Annotated in this window: 20 protein-coding genes; 14 read left to right on the plus strand and 6 right to left on the minus strand. The window is 36.1% G+C overall.

Annotated elements, in window-relative coordinates; genetic code table 11:
* Positions 1-178 precede the first annotated feature (178 nt).
* Entirely contained in the window at positions 179-1,915 is a 1,737-nt protein-coding gene (locus ACIQ1H_RS01325; protein ID WP_402885963.1) for an ABC transporter ATP-binding protein, read from the minus strand.
* 169 nt (positions 1,916-2,084) lie between these two features.
* On the opposite strand from ACIQ1H_RS01325, the gene ACIQ1H_RS01330 reads away from it, so the two are divergent.
* From ACIQ1H_RS01330 to ACIQ1H_RS01385, 12 genes are all read left to right on the plus strand, one after another.
* On the plus strand, positions 2,085-3,515 hold the full coding sequence (locus ACIQ1H_RS01330; protein WP_402885965.1) for an ABC transporter permease: 1,431 nt from the start codon (positions 2,085-2,087) through the stop codon (positions 3,513-3,515).
* A gap of 13 nt (positions 3,516-3,528) precedes the next feature.
* Complete coding sequence (locus ACIQ1H_RS01335; RefSeq protein ID WP_402885967.1) at positions 3,529-5,025, plus strand: ABC transporter permease; 1,497 nt, start codon at positions 3,529-3,531, stop codon at positions 5,023-5,025.
* Between the two features lie 24 nt (positions 5,026-5,049).
* A complete protein-coding gene (locus ACIQ1H_RS01340; protein WP_402885969.1) occupies positions 5,050-6,861 on the plus strand; it encodes an ABC transporter substrate-binding protein in 1,812 nt (603 codons plus the stop codon).
* A gap of 149 nt (positions 6,862-7,010) precedes the next feature.
* On the plus strand, positions 7,011-7,349 hold the full coding sequence (locus tag ACIQ1H_RS01345; protein ID WP_337980688.1) for a hypothetical protein: 339 nt from the start codon (positions 7,011-7,013) through the stop codon (positions 7,347-7,349).
* 204 nt (positions 7,350-7,553) lie between these two features.
* Positions 7,554-7,754, plus strand: coding sequence for a hypothetical protein (locus tag ACIQ1H_RS01350; RefSeq protein WP_172772247.1), 201 nt, complete (start codon positions 7,554-7,556; stop codon positions 7,752-7,754).
* Positions 7,755-7,963: 209 nt separating this feature from the next.
* On the plus strand, positions 7,964-9,142 hold the full coding sequence (locus ACIQ1H_RS01355; protein ID WP_402885972.1) for a beta-ketoacyl synthase N-terminal-like domain-containing protein: 1,179 nt from the start codon (positions 7,964-7,966) through the stop codon (positions 9,140-9,142).
* Between the two features lie 12 nt (positions 9,143-9,154).
* Positions 9,155-11,548, plus strand: a complete 2,394-nt coding sequence (locus ACIQ1H_RS01360) for a sensor domain-containing protein (protein WP_402885974.1) — start codon at positions 9,155-9,157, stop codon at positions 11,546-11,548.
* Between the two features lie 112 nt (positions 11,549-11,660).
* A complete protein-coding gene (locus ACIQ1H_RS01365) occupies positions 11,661-12,872 on the plus strand; it encodes a hypothetical protein (protein ID WP_402885976.1) in 1,212 nt (403 codons plus the stop codon).
* Between the two features lie 153 nt (positions 12,873-13,025).
* Positions 13,026-13,742 carry a hypothetical protein gene (locus ACIQ1H_RS01370; RefSeq protein ID WP_402885978.1) on the plus strand — a complete coding sequence of 239 codons (717 nt, stop codon included), beginning with the start codon at positions 13,026-13,028 and terminating at the stop codon, positions 13,740-13,742.
* 375 nt (positions 13,743-14,117) lie between these two features.
* On the plus strand, positions 14,118-14,498 hold the full coding sequence (locus ACIQ1H_RS01375) for an SET domain-containing protein (protein ID WP_402885980.1): 381 nt from the start codon (positions 14,118-14,120) through the stop codon (positions 14,496-14,498).
* Positions 14,499-14,757: 259 nt separating this feature from the next.
* The gene (locus ACIQ1H_RS01380) at positions 14,758-14,961 is read left to right on the plus strand and encodes a cold-shock protein (protein ID WP_038187584.1); all 204 of its coding nucleotides are present in this window, start codon (positions 14,758-14,760) and stop codon (positions 14,959-14,961) included.
* A gap of 332 nt (positions 14,962-15,293) precedes the next feature.
* Complete coding sequence (locus tag ACIQ1H_RS01385) at positions 15,294-15,707, plus strand: YugN family protein (RefSeq protein ID WP_172772241.1); 414 nt, start codon at positions 15,294-15,296, stop codon at positions 15,705-15,707.
* 95 nt (positions 15,708-15,802) lie between these two features.
* On the opposite strand, the gene ACIQ1H_RS01390 is transcribed toward ACIQ1H_RS01385, so the two are convergent.
* Complete coding sequence (locus ACIQ1H_RS01390) at positions 15,803-16,216, minus strand: NUDIX hydrolase (RefSeq protein ID WP_402885982.1); 414 nt, start codon at positions 16,214-16,216, stop codon at positions 15,803-15,805.
* Between the two features lie 143 nt (positions 16,217-16,359).
* Here ACIQ1H_RS01390 and ACIQ1H_RS01395 point away from each other — a divergent pair, with 143 nt between their 5' ends.
* A complete protein-coding gene (locus tag ACIQ1H_RS01395; protein ID WP_402885984.1) occupies positions 16,360-17,436 on the plus strand; it encodes a PQQ-dependent sugar dehydrogenase in 1,077 nt (358 codons plus the stop codon).
* 57 nt (positions 17,437-17,493) lie between these two features.
* Positions 17,494-17,910: a universal stress protein gene (locus ACIQ1H_RS01400; protein ID WP_402885986.1), complete on the plus strand. Its 417-nt coding sequence runs from the start codon at positions 17,494-17,496 to the stop codon at positions 17,908-17,910.
* A 145-nt stretch (positions 17,911-18,055) separates the two neighbouring features.
* Here the strand turns inward: ACIQ1H_RS01400 and qoxD are convergent, their stop codons facing one another.
* Genes qoxD through qoxA form a run of 4 tightly spaced genes read right to left on the minus strand, consistent with a single transcriptional unit; the run spans position 18,056 to position 21,847 of the window.
* Positions 18,056-18,337 carry a cytochrome aa3 quinol oxidase subunit IV gene (gene qoxD / locus ACIQ1H_RS01405; protein ID WP_172772238.1) on the minus strand — a complete coding sequence of 94 codons (282 nt, stop codon included), beginning with the start codon at positions 18,335-18,337 and terminating at the stop codon, positions 18,056-18,058.
* A complete protein-coding gene (gene qoxC / locus ACIQ1H_RS01410; RefSeq protein WP_172772237.1) occupies positions 18,337-18,936 on the minus strand; it encodes a cytochrome aa3 quinol oxidase subunit III in 600 nt (199 codons plus the stop codon). Before qoxC ends, qoxD begins: the two co-directional genes overlap by 1 nt.
* Position 18,937: 1 nt before the next feature.
* Entirely contained in the window at positions 18,938-20,881 is a 1,944-nt protein-coding gene (gene qoxB, locus ACIQ1H_RS01415; protein WP_402885989.1) for a cytochrome aa3 quinol oxidase subunit I, read from the minus strand.
* Positions 20,882-20,908: 27 nt separating this feature from the next.
* Positions 20,909-21,847, minus strand: coding sequence for a cytochrome aa3 quinol oxidase subunit II (gene qoxA / locus ACIQ1H_RS01420; RefSeq protein ID WP_402885991.1), 939 nt, complete (start codon positions 21,845-21,847; stop codon positions 20,909-20,911).
* Between the last annotated feature and the right edge of the window lie 464 nt (positions 21,848-22,311).

Consider the following 22,311-nt stretch of genomic DNA (forward strand, 5'->3'; position numbering starts at 1 on the left):
CATTCAAGCGCTTCTAAAGTAAAAAAAACCACTCAACTTTCCGCGGGCACGATGTAAGACGCAACTTGCTTAAACGCGCTTTGTTGCGTCTTACGTTCCGTTGTTCCGCAGAAGTTAAAGTGGATTTTTACTCGGACAAAAAATTCAGAATTGTTTGAGTGACTGGCACTCTTATTCGTTACTTCGCTACCCAGTGATCTTTAGACACTTCCACAAGCTGTGTATTGTCTAAGTTAAAACGATTGGTCATCAACTCTTCCTCTGACATGACCTGGCGTTTCTTCTGTTTTTCAATTGCTGGGTCTGGAATTGGAATAGATTGTAGTAGCATTTTAGTATAAGGATGCTGTGGGTTTGCATAGAGTTCTTCACTCTCCGCTAATTCCACGATTTTTCCTCCGTACATTACAGCAACGCGATCACTAATATGTTTCACCATCGACAAATCATGTGCGATAAATAAATACGTCAATCCTAAGCGTTGTTGTAATTCTTTCAATAGGTCTACAACTTGCTTTTGAATCGAAACATCTAAGGCAGAGAGTGGTTCATCACATACAATAAAATTCGGTTCGACTGCTAAAGCGCGGGCAATACCAATACGTTGTCGTTGCCCACCACTAAATTCATGTGGGTAGCGTAAAGCATGCTCCTTTTTTAAGCCTACTAGTTCGAGTAATTCTTCTATGCGTGTGCGTCGTTGCTCAGCGGATTTCGTTAATTTATGTACATCAAGTGCCTCCCCGATAATATCAAGCACCTTTTTTCGGGGGTTTAGTGACGAGTACGGATCTTGAAAAATGATTTGCATATGACGACGCATACTCTTTAATTCATTTTTAGTTAAGCGAGTGACAGGCACCCCTTTATACAATACTTCTCCTTCTGTTGGTGCGTGGAGCTGTAAAATCGTGCGTCCTGTTGTTGACTTACCTGAACCAGATTCTCCTACGAGCCCCAGTGTCTCACCAGGATAAATACGGAATGATAAATCATCTACTGCTTTTAAAATTTCCCCTTTCTTTAAATCGAAATGCTTGGATAAATTGCGTACTTCAATTAGCGGTACATTTAAATCTGTACCATCTTCGATATTAGGTGGCTGTTTTGGTTCTTTCTTTTCATGCAGCTTTGGTAGCGCGTTTAATAGCTTCTTCGTATAGGGATGCTGCGGATTCGCAAATATCTCTTCCGTAGTTCCCTCCTCAACAATTTCTCCCTCTTTCATGACAATGACACGATCGCACATACCTGCAACAACACCTAAATCATGTGTAATTAAAATAATAGATGTTCCTAGACGCTCTTGCATTTGCTTCATAATACTTAAAATTTGAGCTTGAATTGTAACATCTAGCGCAGTAGTTGGTTCGTCTGCAATTAAGAGGGAGGGGTTGCAGGCAAGGGCCATCGTAATCATGACACGTTGACGCATACCACCACTAAACTCATGTGGATATTGCTGATAACGCTCCTCACTATTTTTAATGCCAACTAATTTTAATAATTCAATCGTTTTTTCGTATGCTTCCTTTTTAGACATTTTTTGATGCTTCATTAAGCCTTCCGCAATCTGCTCACCAACGCGAATTGTTGGGTTCGTAGATGTCATAGGGTCTTGGAAAATCATACTAATATCTTTTCCTCGGATTGCCTCCATTTGCTTTTCAGATTGCGTCACCAAATTTTCCCCTTGGAATAGGATTGTACCTGACTTTAAAAATGAGGGAGGGGATGGGAGAAGACGCATAATGGAACGAGCCGTAACACTTTTACCGCTTCCCGATTCTCCAACAATGCCAACCGTTTCACCTTTATTGACGTAAAAGTTTACGCCCTTTACAGCTTCAAATTCAGTTTCTCCTGTAATAAAAGAAACGCGTAAATCTTGTATTTCAAGAATTTTTTCGCTCATCGAATGCTCATCCTTTAATAAATTTCAAATATTCTTATTGACGAACTGTAGTCGTTCATACATACTATACTATACAGGTAGGTATTGTACAATATACGCAAGGAAAGTAAATTATCTCATTTTATTTTCATACCTTACTACTATAGTAAGCGAAGAAAGGAGGAAATACATGAATAATTTTCTGAATATTAGCAAGTTTAAAGAAAATTATTATTTTAAGCGAATTTTTAATGAAATAACAAGAAGAAATAGTTATTCTTTTGTGTTATTTTTACTAGGATTTCCAGTGCATATTGTTACATATTTTTTATATTTGTTAAAAAAAGATAAACATTCATATGCTCAATTGTTTGCACAAACGAAAGAACATTTTATTTCGCAAGGGAAACTTCAAGCATGGGAAGCGGAATATAGACAGCAGGAACAAACGAAGGCAGCATTTTTTAATAAATCGCTGAATGAGCAGCAACTTGCATCGGTAGTTAATCAACTAACTGAACAAAAGCTTACTAGAGAAGTAGAAAAGAAACTAGAAAGTGAAAGTATTGCAAAACAATCTTACAAAAAGTATTTTAGTGAACTACTCGAAAAGCCAATATTTTTAGCTGTGTCATTTATTCCTGGTATTTTAATGTATTGTTTCTTAATTTTATGCAGTAATGCGTTTAGTCGATTTATCGTTGAACGTTTATTCCAAAGTGCATTTGTCATTGTTGGAGTGGCGACATTAGTATTTACGATTTTATATTTATCGCCGTTTGATCCAGCACGTAATTTGCTAGGTATTGAGGCAACACCTGAACAAGTCGCGAATTTTAATAAAATATATGGATTAGATCAGCCCTATTTAGTACAGCTGTGGCATTCCTTATCTGGACTGTTTACGTTTGACTTAGGAAATTCATTTGAAGGTAAAGAAAATATTACGCAAAGTATTATGAATAAGTTTCCAGTAACATTAGAAATTGCGCTGTTTTCATTATTAATGGCGGTGGCGATCGCAATACCTGTTGGAATTATTTCAGCGGTACGACCGAATTCATTTGCAGATTATGCGTTTATGTTTATTGCACTTATTGGTTTATCGATACCAAGCTTCTGGCAAGGGCTCATTTTTATTTTAACGTTCTCATTAAAATTACAATGGTTCCCTGCTACTTATAATCCTAACAATTGGTTATCCATTGTCATGCCAGTTGTTGTATTAGGTACTTCTATTACAGCGTCGATTGCACGAATGACAAGATCAAGCATGCTCGAAGTAATTCATGAGGATTATATTATTACAGCAAAAGCGAAAGGGTTGAGTGAGCGTAAAGTCATCACAAAGCATGCGATTCGCAATGCGATGATTCCGATTGTTACCGTAATAGGCCTTTTATTTGGCGGTATGCTCGGTGGCGCTTCTGTTACTGAAAAAGTATTTAATATTAGTGGTATCGGTAGTTATATAGTAGATAAACAATTTATTCCTGATATACCTGCCATTCTAGGTGGGGTTGTCTATATTGCCATTACTATTTCGATAGTCAATATGGTGATTGATGTGCTATATGCGTTCTTTGATCCACGCATTCGTTCAAAAATGAAGAAATCTTAGGAGAGGGTATATTGTGAAATTCATATCGAATGTAAAGCTGCTTATGAAAATAACGCAAGAATATGTCAATGCACAGTTTACTATTGCCTTTTCTGCTATTTTTTCAGTGCTGTTTTTACTAAATAGTTTTGATTTTGCTAATGGCGTGTGGCGACCTTATGTCCTTGCGATATTTGTCATTTATGCCTGTACGACATTATATATATGGCTTACAACGTTACAAATTAAAAAGGATTTAGCTAAAGAACGAGAAATTCAAACACGTACGCGTCTGCTTGGTTATCCATTAATGCTAACAGTTTTAGTAGGTAATGTATTTGCAGCAGGCTTTGGCTTTATGCTAGCAACGAAAAATAAAACAGCAGAATATACTTTTGCTGTCTATGCATTGATTACGCAGATTTTTATACTTCTTATTTCGGCATTAAATTTATTTAAACCATATGTGGTGGATACATTTTTATTAGCGATGGGTGCATTTCTATTACTCGCAGTCCTTTATGCGGTGATGGCGGTACTTGTAGCGCGATATGTTACAGTAAGCGATGCTCCTAAATGGATGATACCACTTGGTGTAATATTGCTTTTACCAGTGCTAACAGGAAATCTTTTCTCATTCCTGCTCGGCTGGACATTAATTAAAAAAGCACGAAATACGGATCCATCCGCTGTTGAAAAATGGCAAAAAATATGGAATAAAATATTACGTAATACGATGGCTGTTTTCGGGATGTTCTTCATTATATTTATGTTCTCGCTTTCAGTCGTTAGCTCATGGACATTTGATTACGATTTTGCCGTGCAAAATAATTATAGTGCGTTATTACAAACACCTTCTTTGGATTATCCGTTAGGGACAGATAACTTTGGTAGAGATTTATTTTCAAGAATCGTGTTTGGTGCTCAAATCTCTTTAATAGTTGGGTTCTTTTCAACTATCATCCCTGCTGTAATAGGAGGCGCACTTGGTGCATTTTCAGGCTATTACGGAAAAAATACAGATAACATCATTATGCGGTTGCTTGATATTTTATATGCGATCCCAGGTATCTTACTGGCGATTGCGATCATTGCAGCATTTGGCGCAAACACAGTGAATTTAATTATTGCATTGAGCGTAGGGGCAATCCCGACATACGCAAGAACGATGCGTGCGAATGTTATGCAAATTGCCAATTTTGAATTTGTAGAATCAGCAAGAGCACTCGGTGTATCAGATGCTGCCATTATTTTTAAGCATATCGTACCGAACTCTCTCGCTCCGATGATAGTAAAAGCAACTTTGACAATTGGCGGCGCGGTTATTTCAACTAGTAGTTTAAGCTTTCTTGGACTTGGAATCGAGCCACATATACCAGAGTGGGGCAATATTTTAAAAGTAGGCAGTACGTATTTAGAAACAAATTCTTATGTAGCCATTTTCCCAGGATTATGCATAATGCTACTCGTCTTATCGTTTAACTTTTTCGGCGATGGGTTACGTGATGCACTGGATCCTAAAACAAACTAATTTATAAATTGGAGGAATAGAGAGATGAACAAAAAATTATTTACACTTGCTGCATCAGCAACCGTTGCGGCGGTCGCTTTGGCAGGGTGTGTAGAAACGAAATCGAATGTTGAAAATAAAGGTGAGAAGTCAGATACAGCGAGCACAAAACCCGTTATTGAAGTGCTAGGTATGGCAGCACAAGAGCAGGATATGAATATTGTGCGCGATCAGCTAGTGAAAAATGGCTTTGATGTAAAGTTAAATATTCAACCAGACTTCGGTTCCTACTCGGCACAAAAGGATGCTGGTAACTATGATGTTGCCATTTCTAGCTGGACGACTGTAACTGGAAATCCGGACTATGCAGTACGTGGTTTATTTAAAACTGGTGGAGATTATAGTGTGACTGCAGATGAGACAGTCGATAAATTAATTGATGAGGCAAGTACTTTAACAGGCGATGCTGCAAAAGAGAAATATAAAGAGCTTGAGCAAGCATTAGTATTTGATAATGCATATATTGCACCGTTATATATTTCTCAAAAATTCCAAGGTATTTATTCGAAAAAAGTAAACCCAGATACTGTACGATTACCAAAATCACGTGCTCAAGCATGGGAATCAATTGCATTTAAGGATGCTGGCAAAAATGCAACGGACACATTAGTATTACATCAATCAATAGGCTCATTAACGTCTCTTGATCCGATTAAAGGGAATGACGGTTCGATTAATACGTTAAATACAAATATGTATGTTCGTTTAGTGAATTTATCGGATACAGATGAAGTAGTATCGGATGGTTCATTATCATATAATCATGCTATTTCTGAAAATAACCAAGAGTACTATTTCGTGCTACGTGATGATATTAATTTTGCTAAAGTGGAAAATGGCAAAGCAGTGGATACTGGTGATTTAGTATCGGCTGAAGATGTTGTATTCTCATTAGAACGTGCGAAAGACCAAAATTCGGTACCAGATCACCGCACATATTCAATTCATGAAAATATTGATTCCGTAGAGGTAGTTTCAGATATTACTTCACTTGAATCTGTGAAAACAGCTGACGGAAAGTCAGTTTTAGATGAATTATCAGATAAACTACCAGCAGCAATTGCGCAAGTCGTAACGGATGAAGCGAGTGTCGACAATGCAGCAGGTAAATATCAAGTTGTAAAAATTACAACGCCAAATCCGTTCCCGCAAGTGCTAAATTATTTAGCGCACCAATCAGGCGGAATCGTCTCTGAAGCGGCGGTTAAAGCGGTTAATACGTTTGACGTAGCAAGCTATGATCCAAATGTAAATGTTGCATATGGTGACCAAGCAACTGTTACAGAAGGGGCAACATATGCAAACCATTTAGCAGCATCTGGTCCTTACATTTTAGTGCAAAAAAATGATTACGAAGCAACATTTGTCAAAAACCCTGCTTACCAAGTTGGTACAGAAAACGAGCCGAAAATTAATAACATAAGTGTTCGCTTTATTGAAGATAATGACAGTGCGCTATCTGCACTTCGTAATGGTGAAATTGACGTATTACAATCCGTACCAGAAACTAAAATTGATGTAGTAAAAGGCGATGCTAACTTAACTTTAAAAACAGCTGATAGCAATGCTGTCTCTTACTTACTAGTGAATCCAAAAGGTCGCGAAGTATCGAAATCAGTAGACTTACGTAAAGCAATTCTTTACTCTATCAACCAAGATGAATTTATTAGCTACTATCAAGGTAATAAAAAACCAGCAGTATCAACAGTTTCTCCACTTGTTGACACGGGCTTAAAGCTAACAGCAGATAGCTCAAAAGTGAAAGAATTTTTAAGTGAGTATAAAGCTAGCAAATAAAGTGTCAGGCACATAAATGGAAGCACTTCAAATCCTAATCTAAAGGTTTGAAGTGCTTTTTTTTGAGTGCCAGGCACTTTTTGTTTAAATTTGGAACTTAAACCAAGTTTAGTCGTATATAAACTAACAAGATAAAAGGGGAGTTGTATATGCGAAAGAAAGATTACATTATTATGATTGTGACATTAGTTGTAGAAGCGGTTATTACGTACTTTATTGCATCATTTTTCTCCGTTCGCTTTATCGAAATTATGTTCTTTATTGGCTTTGCTATTGCAGGTGGTATTTTTTACTTTTCGAGTAGTGGTGGTCCAATGGCTAGATTCAATGAAGTGCAAGTTACTGCTCAAACAGGTATTATGCAAAAAAGTGAGCAGTATATCGCGAAGAAAGGCCCAATATTTTTTGCCTCCGTACTATTTTGCTTAATTGGGCTAGTTTTCTTTCTCCTCCTTATTGCAGGTATCATCCCACCTAGAGAAATTTAAATCTTGTTAGCTAGCAGAAAGCTTCCGACTGAGGAAAGCTCTCGGACGCCCTTTTAATCTTTTAATGATTGAAGGGGCTTTTTTTGTTACAACAGAATTAAAGGGAATACATTAATAATCCCACAGCGATTTTAAATCAACGAAACGATTAAATTGCATAATACTTGGAAAGTACTATATGTAAAAACGTGGGAGTTGTTTTGCTTGGAATTTATTAAAGATAAAGAGCTTTACTGCTATAGCTGTCGTAAAAAAACGGTCTTTACATGTAAAGATGGGCATCATAAAAGTGGAGTAGAAAGCCATTGCAGTGAATGTAGTGGCATTTGGTTTGAATGGCAAAATCGAGCGGTCGAAAGAGAAATGGAAAAATGGGTTGAATATAACCAAAGAATCGTCAATTAATACAAGCGCTACACAATTTTTGTTATTGTGTATTGTAATTTATTATATTTATAGAAAGATTTTACCTTAAATTATTGCGATATTTTGCTTAAAAGTGATACAAATTATCCAAAAAGCTCACTTACTTAGAACTTAAGGCTTTCGAATATAGACTATGTCCGATTTAGTTGTATATAATGGAATAAAGTTAAAGTGTGAAGGTGATATATTTGGACGACATAGTCATAACAGGATATGGCATTAAAGCTCCTGGAATTTTAGATAAATTTAGCTTTTTAAATATATTAGAAAAAGGTATTTGTACGCAAAGCATTTTAAACAATGCTCATCAGCCTCACACTAATATCGTAGCGGGTTTGATTGAAGAAAGTTTCAAGGAGATAAATGGGGTAAGTTATCATCGTCATCCGCGTTCTGTAAGAATGGCGATTGCCGCTGCATTGGATGCAGCTGAAATGTCAAATTTAGATGATTTTAAACCACATCGTATTGCAGTAATTATGGGTACATCCGCTGGAGCAATACTTGAAATCGAAAAATACGCTACTGCAGCTTTTGATTTAAGGCAATTTCCCATTCATGGAGTTTCCCTTGTGGATACGCACACACTTTCAAGCTCTGTTGCCGAAGCAATCGGTTCGTGTGGTTCTGCATTTACAGTAACAACAGGCTGTAGTGCTAGTTTGGATGCTATATTAATAGGGAAACAGCTATTAGAATCTGGAAGTGTTGATGCCTGTATTGTAGGAGGAACTGAGGCTCCTTTAGGCCAATGGACAGTTAATGGCTTTAAAAAAATAAGATCACTTTCGCTAGAAAGTTCTATTGAAAAAGCTGGTGTGCCGTTTTCAACTCAGCATCGCGGCTTTGTATTATCCGAGGGAGCTGGGGTAATGGTTTTAGAGCGTAGACAATCAGCCATCAGCCGTGGACAAAAAATCTACGGTAAAGTTGAACGTGTGATTTCAAGAAATGAAGGACAAAAACTATTAAGCTCTGATATCACTGGTAGACATATGCTGGACGTTTTTCAAGAAACAGTCGGAGATACTATACCAAGCTATATAAACAGTCAGGCGTTAGGGATAGAGGTAAATGATCAGATAGAACGCTTTACTCTGAAAGAAACATTTGGCTCTAAAGTGCCTATTACGTCTATTAAAGGAATGATAGGGCACACATTTGGTGCAATGGGTGCGATGCAAATTATTGCATCTTTATTATCAATGGAATACGGGTTTATACCTCCAACGATTAAAACCTCTGGGCAAGGGTTTGAAGACATACCTATTGTTTATGAAACTAGACATCAAGCGGTAGAGTCTGTATGTATTACTACTCATGGGAGTAGCGGGAATAATGCTTGTCTATTACTGACACATACATAGGAGGCTCTTTATATGTTTTTTATTTTTTTAATTTTATTATCATTTATTCCCGTTTGTGTTGGAATTACAATTTTAGTGTTATTTAAAAAAAATAAACTTTCTAAAATTATTTTTCTATTCCTTATTTTAGCCTCATTTTGGCACATCGATGTTTCGTTTTTGTACGCATATCGACTGTTTAGTGAAGAGACGATAATGTTCTTTTTCAAGCTGTTTCGATTTGGGTCTATTATGTTAACACCAACAATCTTTTATATAGGTTATACGATTGTACAAGAAATACTACCCATTGAATATCAAAAAAAGTGGGGTTATCTTGTTAATCGAACAACCGTCATTATATCTTATGCATTTGCTTTACTTGGTTACATAATCGGATGGAGCTCTAAGGGCATTAGTCAATTAGAACTTATTCAAATGGATACGAGCATATTTTATTTTCCAGTAGATGGCGAGCTCTCATGGATTTTTAATTTTAATGTCCTTCTTTTTATAGTATGTATCATTATTAGTTTATTGATTAGTTTAGATGTACAAAACAAGAATGAACGTTCATTTTTGTTTTATTTTAATATTTTCACGTCCATTGGGTTTGCTATTGGCTACTTAAATATGTTTCCGAATACAAGATTGTACCCAAGTTCGATTGCTGTTTTAGTCTTTGCTATTTCGATCTTAATTCTTTCAAGCAGAATGCATCTTGAAATCGTAAAAACTATGAATAAAAAGCTTTATGAACAAAAGCAGTTTTTATTTAAAGTTATTGATTTAAATCCGAATTACATTTATGCACAGGATGAAAATGGTCGTTATACTTTAATGAATAAATCCTACGCACAGTTAATGGGTATGAGCTTTCAAGATATGATTGGAAAAACAGATACTGATTTACTCATTGATTTGACTAATGAGGAAGAGTGCTTTGATCTTGAGAAAGACATGTTCAAGCTACCAGAAAAACATTTCATAAAAGAGGAAGCCATTACAGCTGCATCTGGGGATGTTATATGGGTACAAACGGTTAAAGTACCGATTCAATTACATGATAGTTCTACGTTACTTGCTGTTTCAACAGATATTACTGAACGTAAGCAATATGAAGATGAAATTAAATTTCAAGCGAATCATGATGCTTTAACAGGATTACCGAATAGAAGAATGTTCAATGATGATTTAATTGCCCTTTTAGAAAAAGCTAAAATCGAGGGCAGTGACAATGCAATATTATTTTTTGATTTAGATCGCTTTAAATATATTAATGATAGTCTTGGACATGATGTAGGCGATTTATTATTAGTAGAAGTTTCAAGACGGATTGAAAGGTTACTAGAAGAAAAACATCGTAAGGCAAACATTTATCGTCTCGGTGGAGATGAATTTACAATTTTACTTCCTTATTATGATGCGAATGAAAGTGAAGCGTTTGCTAAGGACTTATTGGCACAATTTATTTCAGGCTTTTGGATAGATGGTAGTGAGTATTTCATTACACCAAGTATAGGAATTAGCACGTTCCCGAATGATGGCTATGATGCCAATACATTAATTAAGCATGCAGATACAGCCATGTACTATGTAAAAGAAAGAGGGAAAAATAACTATCAATTATTTACTTCCGAAATGCAACAACATTTCTATCGTAAAATGATGATTGAAAAACAATTACGTACTGCACTAGATAATGATGAATTTGAACTTTATTATCAGCCCATTATAGATGTAAGAACGAATGAAATCATTGGTATGGAATCTCTCATCAGATGGAACAATGCGGTACTTGGTCAAGTAACACCAGACGAATTTATTTCCATTATGGAAGAGACAGGAATGATTATTCCTATCGGTAAATGGGTATTGAATACGGCAATTACACAAACTGCACGTTGGCACCATGAAACAAATAAGGAATTGAAAATAAGTATAAATGTTTCAGTAAAGCAGTTACTTGAATCATCGTTTGTAGAAAATGTCCAAATGGCCATTGAGAAAGCAGAATTGGATGCGTCCTATATTGTATTAGAGATAACGGAAAGTATCGCAATGTATGCGGAGTCGATGATTGAAAAATTATGTGCATTAAAAAAACTCGGTATCAGTTTATCGATGGATGATTTCGGAACAGGGTATTCATCCCTTAGTTATTTAAATAAATATCCACTCGATTCATTGAAAATTGATAAATCATTTGTCATTGGCATGAATCAAGATGATGAGAACAAGGCACTCGTAAAAACCATTATAGCGATAGCCAAACAACTCGATTTGAAAGTGATCGCTGAAGGCGTAGAAGGTAAGGAAGAATATCACTTCTTGGCTGAGATTGGCTGTGATTATGCTCAAGGGTACTTGTTTAGCCGTCCACTCCCTGTTGCAGAATTTAAAGGGAAATGGCTTTCAGTGAACTGATGTATTACGCCAATGTAGATTTATTAAAGTAATAATTGTTAACGAGGCTTTCTCTTACTGAGGAAGCCTTTGCTTTTTAATAACTAAAGATAGTTTAGAAGGAGCGGTAGAAGTGAAGAAAAAGTGGATTGTTTTAATTACTTTCATTATGTGTATAAGCTTCCAATCAATTACTGAAGCAAAAGTAATATGGGATGGAGCGGAGATTACAAAAGGACAAACGGGTAAATTAACATTTTCTAAAGACGTGAAAATATATAAAAAAAATGCTGACGGTACGTTTGTCTCGCTTATTGTAAAAAAAGGAGAGTTTTATCGCGTTTATGGCCATGAGTATTCGACTGTTGGCAAAGTATATAACATGAGTGGTGGCTATCGTGTACAAGCAACGGATTTAGTTATTTACAAGGAAGTGCCGTTAGCTATTCAACAACAAGTATCTGGGGGGAAGTTTACTGTAGGAACACCCATTTTTGCTAATTCAGCAAAAGGCGTTTCTATTAAAGAAGCCCCGAATAGTTCAGCAAAAACTATTATGCATACACCCTATGGGGCTGTTTTTAAAGTGGTCGAGCTAAGTGGTGATTATGTCAAAGTAGAATACAATCCAAGAACTGATACGACAATCGATTATATATGGGGATTTGTACCTCAAGACTATGTTTCGAATTTACCTGAAGGCACAACCCAATATGTAAAACAGATCGTTGATTTATCAGTTCGTCCTGGGTGGCAAAGTCAGTCATTAAAACCTGGTATATCGGTTGCAGTCTATTTCACAACAGCAGATGGTCGTGCATATGTGTCTTCAAATAAAATATATGGATACCTCCCTGCTAGTGCTTTATCAAAGACTCCAATCGTTGATAAGGAACTGCAAACTTTAACCGAACCGTCGAGCTTATTATTTGACCCAACGAAAAAGATTTCCTTATCAGAAACAGCACCAGATTACTATTTAGCCGAGTTTTCACCGATTTCTAGTAATCGTTGGCAAGGACATATGCAACTTGTAAATGACGACGAAATTAGCGGTGGCAAACAAATAGAAGGTGAACTAAGCTACACGCTTGTAAATATGAAGCTAATGTATCATTTAGAAAGCGAACTACACAATCATACTATTGCGATTCAGTTCCCGCTAAAAGTAAATGATACAATTTATGTCAAAGGCCAACCGCAAATGGTCACAAAAATTTATGACCAAAGGGATTTAAATATTAGAGGTAGCTATGAAACATTTAAAAATGTTGTAATCGCAGGTGACTACATTATTGCGAAAGGTTTAGTAAAGGGTCGTTACGATTATTGGATTCAATCGTAGCGTGGTCTATTAGGAAAGTCATTGTTTTAAAAGAAGTGTTTCTGATTGAACGAAAACGCTCTTATAGTAAAAAGTTGAATTAGCAAAAAAATTGAAATATTCGGAATGAGAATTTATAATATTTACAAGTATTTTATGGGAGGGATTTTTTATATGAAACAAAAAATATGTATTTTGTTATCATTAAATCTATTGCTTTCCACATTATTACCAATATTTAATTACGTTGGAAAGGCTGAGACTAATAGTAGTTTTGAGCAAAATATTGAGATAACCAATCAAGAAATAGAAGAAGTTTTAAAAAATCTAAACTTTATTGAAACAAGTGAATTAAAAACTATATTTTCAATTATTGAAGATGACGGAATTCTTTATGAATATGAAAGTTTAGTATTGAATGAGAATACAAGAGATGAAAAAATAGCTGTAAGTAAATATTTAATCGAGAATGGAGTTAGAACAAAAACAGTAGAGTATTCAGAAGAAGAGGTGCACGATAATAAACCAAACAATATGTTTAGGTTAAAAAGAGCAACTTGTCATGGAAAAACAAGTGGAGAAATAACTTGGGCAGGAACTAGAGCTTCTTTATATCTAGATTCATGTATTACAAAGAAAATAACAGATATTATTGATGTAGCTTCAGGAGCTACAGCTGCAATTGCTGGCATTGGTGCAATAATTAGAAGAACACATCAACTTGCAAAATTTGTTCCTTATGCTTCAGCTATTGCTGGAATTCTATGGTTTGCTGGAGCTGGTTTTAAAGTGATTTCAGGTAATGGTCAATACGGAATAGGATATCATATGGCGAGAAACCCTTTAACAGGGAACATATATGAGCTTGTAGGGGTACCTTGGAGACAGTAAGGAATGAGGACAATAAATGATGTATCAGTTTTTATTGTTGCTAGCTACCTTAATCTTTATAGTCAATTTATTTATTCTTCCAACATTTTTTTCCATTGAACCAGATCGTACGGGTACTTTTATTGGTTTAATGATAATCATAGTTATTATCAATCATCTATTAAAAAATAAAGATAAAAACTAAGATACTGTGCAGCGCCTTTCAATAGGAATGCTGCACAATTTTTTATGTATCAGCTATTCTTATTGCATGAAATGTCTAATTTATGTATTTAATTTGAAAAAATTGACCGAAAAGATTAAAAAAATGAGCTCATTGACCAAATTAGTGGTACAGTTAGTAAGTATATTTTAAAAGTGATTAGGAGACAAAACATGATTGAAATCAAATCATCTCCATTAAGCAATGGAGAATTCAATAGAGGGGTATTTGCTACATGTGATATCCAAAAAGGAGCGCTTTTACACGAAGCACCGGTCATTTCCTATCCAAATGAAGAGCATCAATACATTGAGCAAACATTGCTTGCTGATTATGCTTTTGAATATGGAATAGGACAATCTGCTATCCTTCTTGGCTATGGCATGTTGTTTAATCATTCTTATGAACCGAATGCAACGTATGAGATTAATTTTAGAAACCAGACATTCGATTTCTTTGCTTACAAGGATATTAAAGCTGGGGAAGAAATTTTAATCAATTATAATGGCGATGTAGATAATCAAGATCAGCTATGGTTTAACGAGGAAAAATAATGATTTACATGCCCCATATAAAAAATTTGTATGGGGTTTTTTTATACTATGCGTGTAGTCGAAAAAGTTTTTTATATAAGTGCTAGACAAATGAGATTTTATATTATATAATAAATTTAATAACATCGTTTGCACAGAAACAATAATTCACATGTTACAAAGAGTTATCGTGTTTTGTTCGGTACTTTTTGTAATATGTGAATTTTTTTCTTTTGAGGAAATCGGATATTATTAAATACAATTAATGGAGGTCATTTAAATGACACAACAAGGTACAGTAAAATGGTTTAACGCAGAAAAAGGTTTCGGTTTCATCGAAGTAGAAGGCGGAAACGACGTATTCGCTCACTTCTCAGCTATCCAAGGTGAAGGTTTTAAATCACTTGACGAAGGTCAAAAAGTTGAATTTTCAGTAGAAGACGGCCAACGTGGTCCTCAAGCTACAAACATCGTAAAACTTTAATTTTTAATTAAACGAACGATAACAGACTGTAGGCAAACTCAAATTTGAGTTTACCTACAGTTTTTTTGTCGGTTTAATTTATATAATAAAGAACTTTTCTATTTAAGTCGTTTACAAGCCCGTATATAAATTTTTAATAGCTATAGGACACTTTTGTCGAACATCGGGTAAAAAGGTAATAGAAAGCACGGGAGGTGGCTTAAAATGAGCCTCAGGATATTTCTAAAATTAAAATGACTTATGACAAAGTATTTCACATCATGTCGAATATATTTGTTTGTATTTCCTCTCTTTAGGATAGACTGAAATCAAAAGTAAGGGAGGGCATACAATTGTTACAAATTGAATCTAATATTGTCGGTAAAGAAATTACCTTTGGTTATTTACGTGATCAAATTGAAAGACATGGTTTTACAATTGGAGGCAATTGGGAGTATCACAAAGGGAGCTTTGATACAATTTTATCGAGCGAGGGGGGCGAAACAATTTATTTACGTGTACCTTTTATCGTGACACAGGGTGAACTAGATTTTTATGATGCACAAATCCGCTTTCAAAACCCTTTTGTTATTAAACATGTTATCAACGTGGGATTGGATTATGATGAAGGCTCATTGCTTGATGCGACAGGGGCTAGTCAATTCCAAACACCGCTGGATAACGATGGCCATATACATGACAAAAGCAAATGGATACAAGCTGGTGAAAAGGTAGTGGCTGATAAAGTTCTTCCTTATTTTCACTAGCCTTTGCACCTATATTATTACGTAGTCACACTTTTAATAAGTAGTGGCTTTTATTATGCTTAAAACACAAGAAGCCTGCAGTTGAAAAATCTTTGCTATTTTGTTCCTTCATAGTAATAAAGAGCGTGATTTTGATTGAGATTATCCACGCCACCTATATAATAGGGCATTCTAATGTTGGCAATATCGCTAGGTGCCCACTCAATGAGTGAAATTTCATCAGGTAATGTTAGTTCCTCCTCACCTTCAACTATTTGCGCTTCAAAAGTGAAAAACAAAGCATGATGATTCCGACCCGTAATTTTTGCCTCATTCACTGAAAGTAACTTTCCTATTTCAACAATATAGCCTGTTTCTTCTTTAACCTCGCGGATTGCCGCTTCAAATAGTGTTTCACCTGCTTCAACTTTTCCTCCAGGAAGCGACCAATGACCTTCGTGATTATGAACCATTAGAATTTGATGATCGAGGTTTTTAATGAATGCATAGACAACTTTTACTTCTTCCATGATGCTCTCCTTTTCATATCATTTTTTGGTTAAATATGTACATAATAGTTTATTGGTATTTAATTAGGAAGTAAATATATCATGTACGATTAACATAAGAAATTGCAAGTGGACGAAAAAACTTTCAGAAAGAGGGTTAGCAATTGAAGAAAAGAATTACTTTTTTGTTGTTAATAATGATTTTGGCGTCAGGCTGTTCCTCAAGTACACAACAAAAGCCTACAATGCATAAGCTGGAGAATGTTACAGATAATCTAGAAAGCAATAAGAACATAGAAGTAATCGCCGATAATTTAAACATACCATGGGCTATCGAAAAATATAAAAATATGTTTTACATTACGGAGAGAGCTGGGTATATTGTAAAAATTAAAGATGGAGAAATAGAGAGACAACATGTCAATTTGAAAAAGGAACTAGCGACAGCCGCTGAAGCAGGATTATTAGGGTTTGTACTTGCTCCTGATTTTTCTGATTCAAAACTTGCGTATGCTTATTATACGTATGTCGATGGAAATAAGCAGTTTAATCGGATAGTGACACTTCGACAAGAGGAGAATGTTTGGCATGAAGAGCATTTGCTCATTGATGAAATAGTAAGTGGTACCTTTCATCATGGAGGGAGACTTAAAATTGGGCCAGATGGTAAGCTTTATGCAACAGTGGGGGATGCATTGCAACCTTCTGTAGCGCAAGAGCTGTCCGTATTAGAAGGGAAAATTTTACGAATTAATTTAGATGGAACGATTCCTTCTGATAATCCATTCCCAAATTCATTTGTTTATAGTTATGGACATCGCAATCCGCAGGGACTGACGTGGTCGTTAGACGGCACATTATTCGCAAGTGAGCATGGCAATAGCGCCAATGATGAAATAAACAAAATAGATGCAGGACAAAACTATGGTTGGCCAATCATTGAAGGGATTGAGACTCGACAAAAAATGAGGTCACCGTTGTTTACATCAGGAAGTAGCAACACTTGGGCTCCTTCGGGCATCGATTATTTTGATAATAAATTGTACGTTGCTGCGCTAAGAGGAGCGGCTGTTTTGGAATTTGATCTTGAAACGAACAGTCAAAGGGAAATGATAGCAGGGCTGGGGAGAATTCGAGATGTTCTCGTGGACGAGCAATATCTTTATTTTGTAAGCAATAATACAGATGGACGTGGGAATCCACTAAATAATGACGATAAACTATATCGAATACCATTATGATATAATGATTTTGAAAACGTTGAATTGGTTGGAAAAGATGAGGGGGGAAAGATAGCTATGAATTATAAGACAATCGCAGTAGCTATAGATTTTTCAAAACAGTCATTAAAAGCCTATGATCGAGCTATAAAATTGGCAATTGAGTATGGGGCAACATTACAATTAGTGAATGTCATTGACACGAAGTCGTTCGGAGCTGTTACGGCATATGACTTGAAGTATGCTGAGAAATTAAAAGAAGAGAATTTTACCAAAATAGAGAAGTTAAGAATTGAAGCACAAGCAGCAGGTGTAACGGAAGCATTAGCTAATGTGGAAACTGGTTCGCCGAAAAGTATTCTTACACAACTTCCAACTGTAGATTTACTTGTATGTGGTGCAACGGGGTTAAATCAAATAGAAAAGATGGTGCTTGGTTCAGTAGCAGAGCGTATCGTCCGATTAGCATCATGTGATGTATTGATTGTTCGCTAATTTAAAAAATAATCATCTTAATAAAGCTAGTGACAATTAATTTTGGAACTCGGAAGCCAATCTTCGAAATTTTGAAGGTTGGTTTTTTTGCTAGATTCAAATAAAAAAGACCGAGAAAATGAAATCATTTTCTCGGATCTTTTGATTAGTAACCCCAGATCATTGCAAATAATGTACCAAGGACTGTCACAGCAGCTACGAATACTGAATATAAAATTGTTGTATATAATGTTTTTTTATCTTCAGATTCACCGATGTGCATGAATAATACTAATTGAACAGTTGCTTGTGCAAGTGCAGTTACTAATAGGATAGCAAATGCCATATTGTAAGACATATCAAATTTCACAACTGCTAAAGCGATAACTGTTAGTAATAGTGAGAAGCCGAAGCCCATCACATGTTGTTTTGGGAATAGTTCCTTCATTAGCTAATCAGTCCTTTCAAGTAGACGAAGCTGAAGATGAAAATCCAAACAACGTCTAGGAAGTGCCAGTACAGTGAGAAAATAAACGCTTTGTTAGCCGTTTGTGGGTTTAAGCCACGTCGTGCTACTTGGATTAAAATTGCAACACCCCAGAAGAAACCAAATGTTACGTGGGCACCGTGCGTACCAAGTAAAGTCATTAATGAAGATAAAAATGCACTTGTTGTAATTGTTGCACCTTCATGAACATAAGTGACGAACTCATCAATCTCAATACCTAAGAAGCCAAGACCTAAAATAAGTGTAATGATGAAGAATGTCATCATTGCTTTTTTGTTGCCAAGACGCATAGCGTGTACACCAAGACCGATTGTAAAACTACTAGCTAGAAGTAAAAATGTTTCTAGTAATACTGGTGTTAACTCGAAAATCTCAGCACCATCTGGGCCGCTACCTGTACGATTGTGTAGCGTGAAATAGACAGCAAAGAGTGTAGCGAATAACATGATTTCGGCGCCAAGGAAGATCCAGAAACCAAAAATCTTTAAGCGGTTTTCCTCTGTACTATATTCTAATGGAAGTGAAGAATCGATTTTCATATTATTTATCACCTCTCAAACTTTTTTCAGTTTCCATAATTTCTTCCACTGAAATGTAACGACCATGATCATCTTCAAATGAACGATGAGCCATGAAGCCAAATACAACAAGCATGCTGATGATGGCTAGAGGCCATAGACTAAATACAGCGAAGAATGCTGCAAGGAATAAGAATCCACTTGTCCAGAAAGGAGTACCTGTGTTGTTAGGCATGTGGATTTTTTCAATTTTACCAGCAGTAATATCGCGACCTTCTTTTTTCGCGAACCAGAACTCGTCTAAACGTGACACGTTTGGTACTACTGCAAAGTTGTATTCAGGAACTGGAGAATGTGTAGCCCATTCTAATGAACGACCATCCCAAACATCTGCTTTCTCGTTACGAGGCATATGTTTCCAGCTGTAGTAAATGTTATAGCAAATTAACGCAAAGCCTACTGCAAGTCCAAGTGCACCGATGAACGATAGCATGTTTAATGGACCGTAACCAGTTGAAGCTGAGTAAGTGTACATACGACGTGCATAACCATCTAAACCTAAAATGAATAGAGGGAAGAATGTTACGTTAAAGCTGATAGCGATGAACCAGAAACCAGCTTTCCCTAATTTCTCATTTAAACGGAAACCGAACATTTTTGGCCACCAGAAATGGTAACCTGCAAGTACACCAAATACTGTACCTGGAATTAATACATAGTGGAAGTGGGCAACTAAGAACATCGTATTATGATATTGATAGTCGGCACTTGCCATTGCTAGCATTACACCTGTAACCCCACCAATTGTGAAGATCGGAATAAATGCAAGCGCATAAAGCATTGGGGTAGTGAATTGAATCTTACCGTGCCTCATTGTGAGCAACCAGTTAAACATCTTAACCCCAGTTGGAACAGCAATCGCCATTGTAGTAATAGAGAATACACTGTTTACCATAACGCCGTGACCCATTGTATAGAAGTGGTGGGCCCAAACTAAGAATGATAGTAATGAAATGACAACCATACTCATTACCATTGATTTGTAACCGTATAAGTTTTTACGTGCAAATGTTGCAATAACTTCTGAGAAAATACCGAACGCTGGTAGGATAACGATGTAAACCTCAGGATGTCCCCAAACCCAGAATAGGTTGGCCCAAAGCATGTCCATACCGCCGTCTGTCATTGCAAAGAATTTTGTACCGAATTGACGGTCTAACATCATTAAAGCAAGTGCGACAGTTAATACTGGGAACGCAAATACGATAATAACGTTTGTAATTAAAATTGACCAAGAGAACATTGGCATTTTCATTAATGTCATACCAGGAGCACGCATTTTAAAGATCGTTGTGATAAAGTTCACACCCGTCAATAACGTACCAATCCCTGATAATTGTAGTGCTAATGAATAGTAGTTGTTCCCAACAGTTGGACTGAATTCAGTACCTGATAATGGGAAGTAAGCTGTCCAACCTGCATCTGGTGAACCACCAATAATGAATGATAGGTTCAGCAAGCCACAACCTGCTGCGAATGCCCAGAAGCTGACTGCATTTAGACGTGGGAATGCAACGTCACGTGCACCGATTTGTAATGGAATAACAATGTTCATTAAACCGATAACAAATGGCATCGCCATAAATAAAATCATGATTAAACCATGTGTAGTGAAAATTTCGTTATAATGTTGTGCATCAAGAAGTCCGTTATCAGGAACGGCTGTTTGTGCACGCATTAAAAGTGCGTCGATACCACCGCGGAATAGCATTAATAGTGCTACGGCGATATACATAATACCGATCTTTTTATGATCGACTGTTGATAGCCAGTTTTTATAGAAGTAGCCCCATTTTTTAAAATAAGTAAGGCCTGCTACGACAACAACTGCACCAACTACGATACTGATAGCTGCCGCTAAAATCATCGGTTCTTGCAGTGGATGGAATAATTCTTCCATACTCATAGGATGCGCTCCTTTCAAATTTGAAAATTAGTGTGAATGTGTTGAATCGGCATCAGTTGAATGGTCCATATCTTCATGGTTCATGTCTTCATCAGACATATCCATGTCGCTATGATCCATACCCCCCATATCCATATCACCATGTGCCATTGGTGCTGGGCTGAAATCTAAGTGAGTAGATGAGTAGCTTGAACGACCTACATGTTCAGCTGCTAATAATTCTTTGAATTTCTCTTCAGTTAATGGTTTTTCGTTCGCTTTTACGTCCTTAACCCATTGATCGAAGTCTGCTTGAGTCATAGATTGAGCTTCAAATTCCATTTCCGCAAATCCACGACCGTTAAAGTTAGAGTTACGACCCATGAAAGAGCCAACTTCATCTGCTGCAAGGTGAATAGTTGTTAACATGTCACTCATTGCATATTTTTGACCAGCTAACTGTGGAATCCAGAAACTTGTGATTGGTCCGAATGAATACAATTTGAATTCAATAGGACGATCAGTTGGAATGTTTACATAGTTCACAGTTTCAATACCCTCTTCTGGATAGCTAAAATGCCATTTCCAGTTTGAAGATGCTGCATAAATAACAAGTGGTTCTTTATTGTCATAACCTTCTGGTGTTGTTTCTACCGTACTAGTTGTTTTAACAGTAACAATTGCTAGGAATGCTACGATAATAATAGGAATAACTGTCCACGTAATTTCAAGTACGTGACTACCTTCTTCATGAGGTGGCTCATAATCGGCAGATGCTTTAGATGCGCGGTATTTTGTTAGCATAAACGCAAAAAGCACATACACGACTAGTAAAATAACTGCCATTGTAATAATGGATAAAATAATTGTGTTTGATAATGTTTGAGCATTCGGTCCTTTTGGATTGAAAACTGTTAATGGTTCACAACCAGAAAGGATTGCGATAGCACCAAATGCTAAAAACATTAAGCTTAATTTTTTATTCATGTTTGACTCCTTTCTATAAAACGGCTATTCATAAATTTAATGTGTAGTAGTATTGATTCACATTTATAAATAGTGGGTATTGAGGTCACCTCTTTTATCTGTTGTACCAATCAAGTACAGTTGCATTTACAATGACAATGGCATGGTTCGATATGAAGCATAATGTCTAGTATTTGATTGGTCTGGTGCAAGCGTTCACATACATGATGATTAATGCACCATAAATTGGACAAAATTTCAATGTCGATGGTCGCATCATGTCTTTGTTTGCATATAGGATTATACGCCCGCTTCACTAAAAAAAAAAATAATTAATTATAAATATGATAATGAAATGGGGTTGAATATGAACATTTTTTGAACAAAAAAAGCTATTTCACTATTGGTATTTTTAGGTTTTGTTAATTTAACACTGTATAAACGTTGAAAATACTGAGTTTATCGTATTTAACTAAGTAAATGTT

The organism is Lysinibacillus sp. NPDC097279 (assembly GCF_044761745.1).
GTDB lineage: Bacteria > Bacillota > Bacilli > Bacillales_A > Planococcaceae > Lysinibacillus.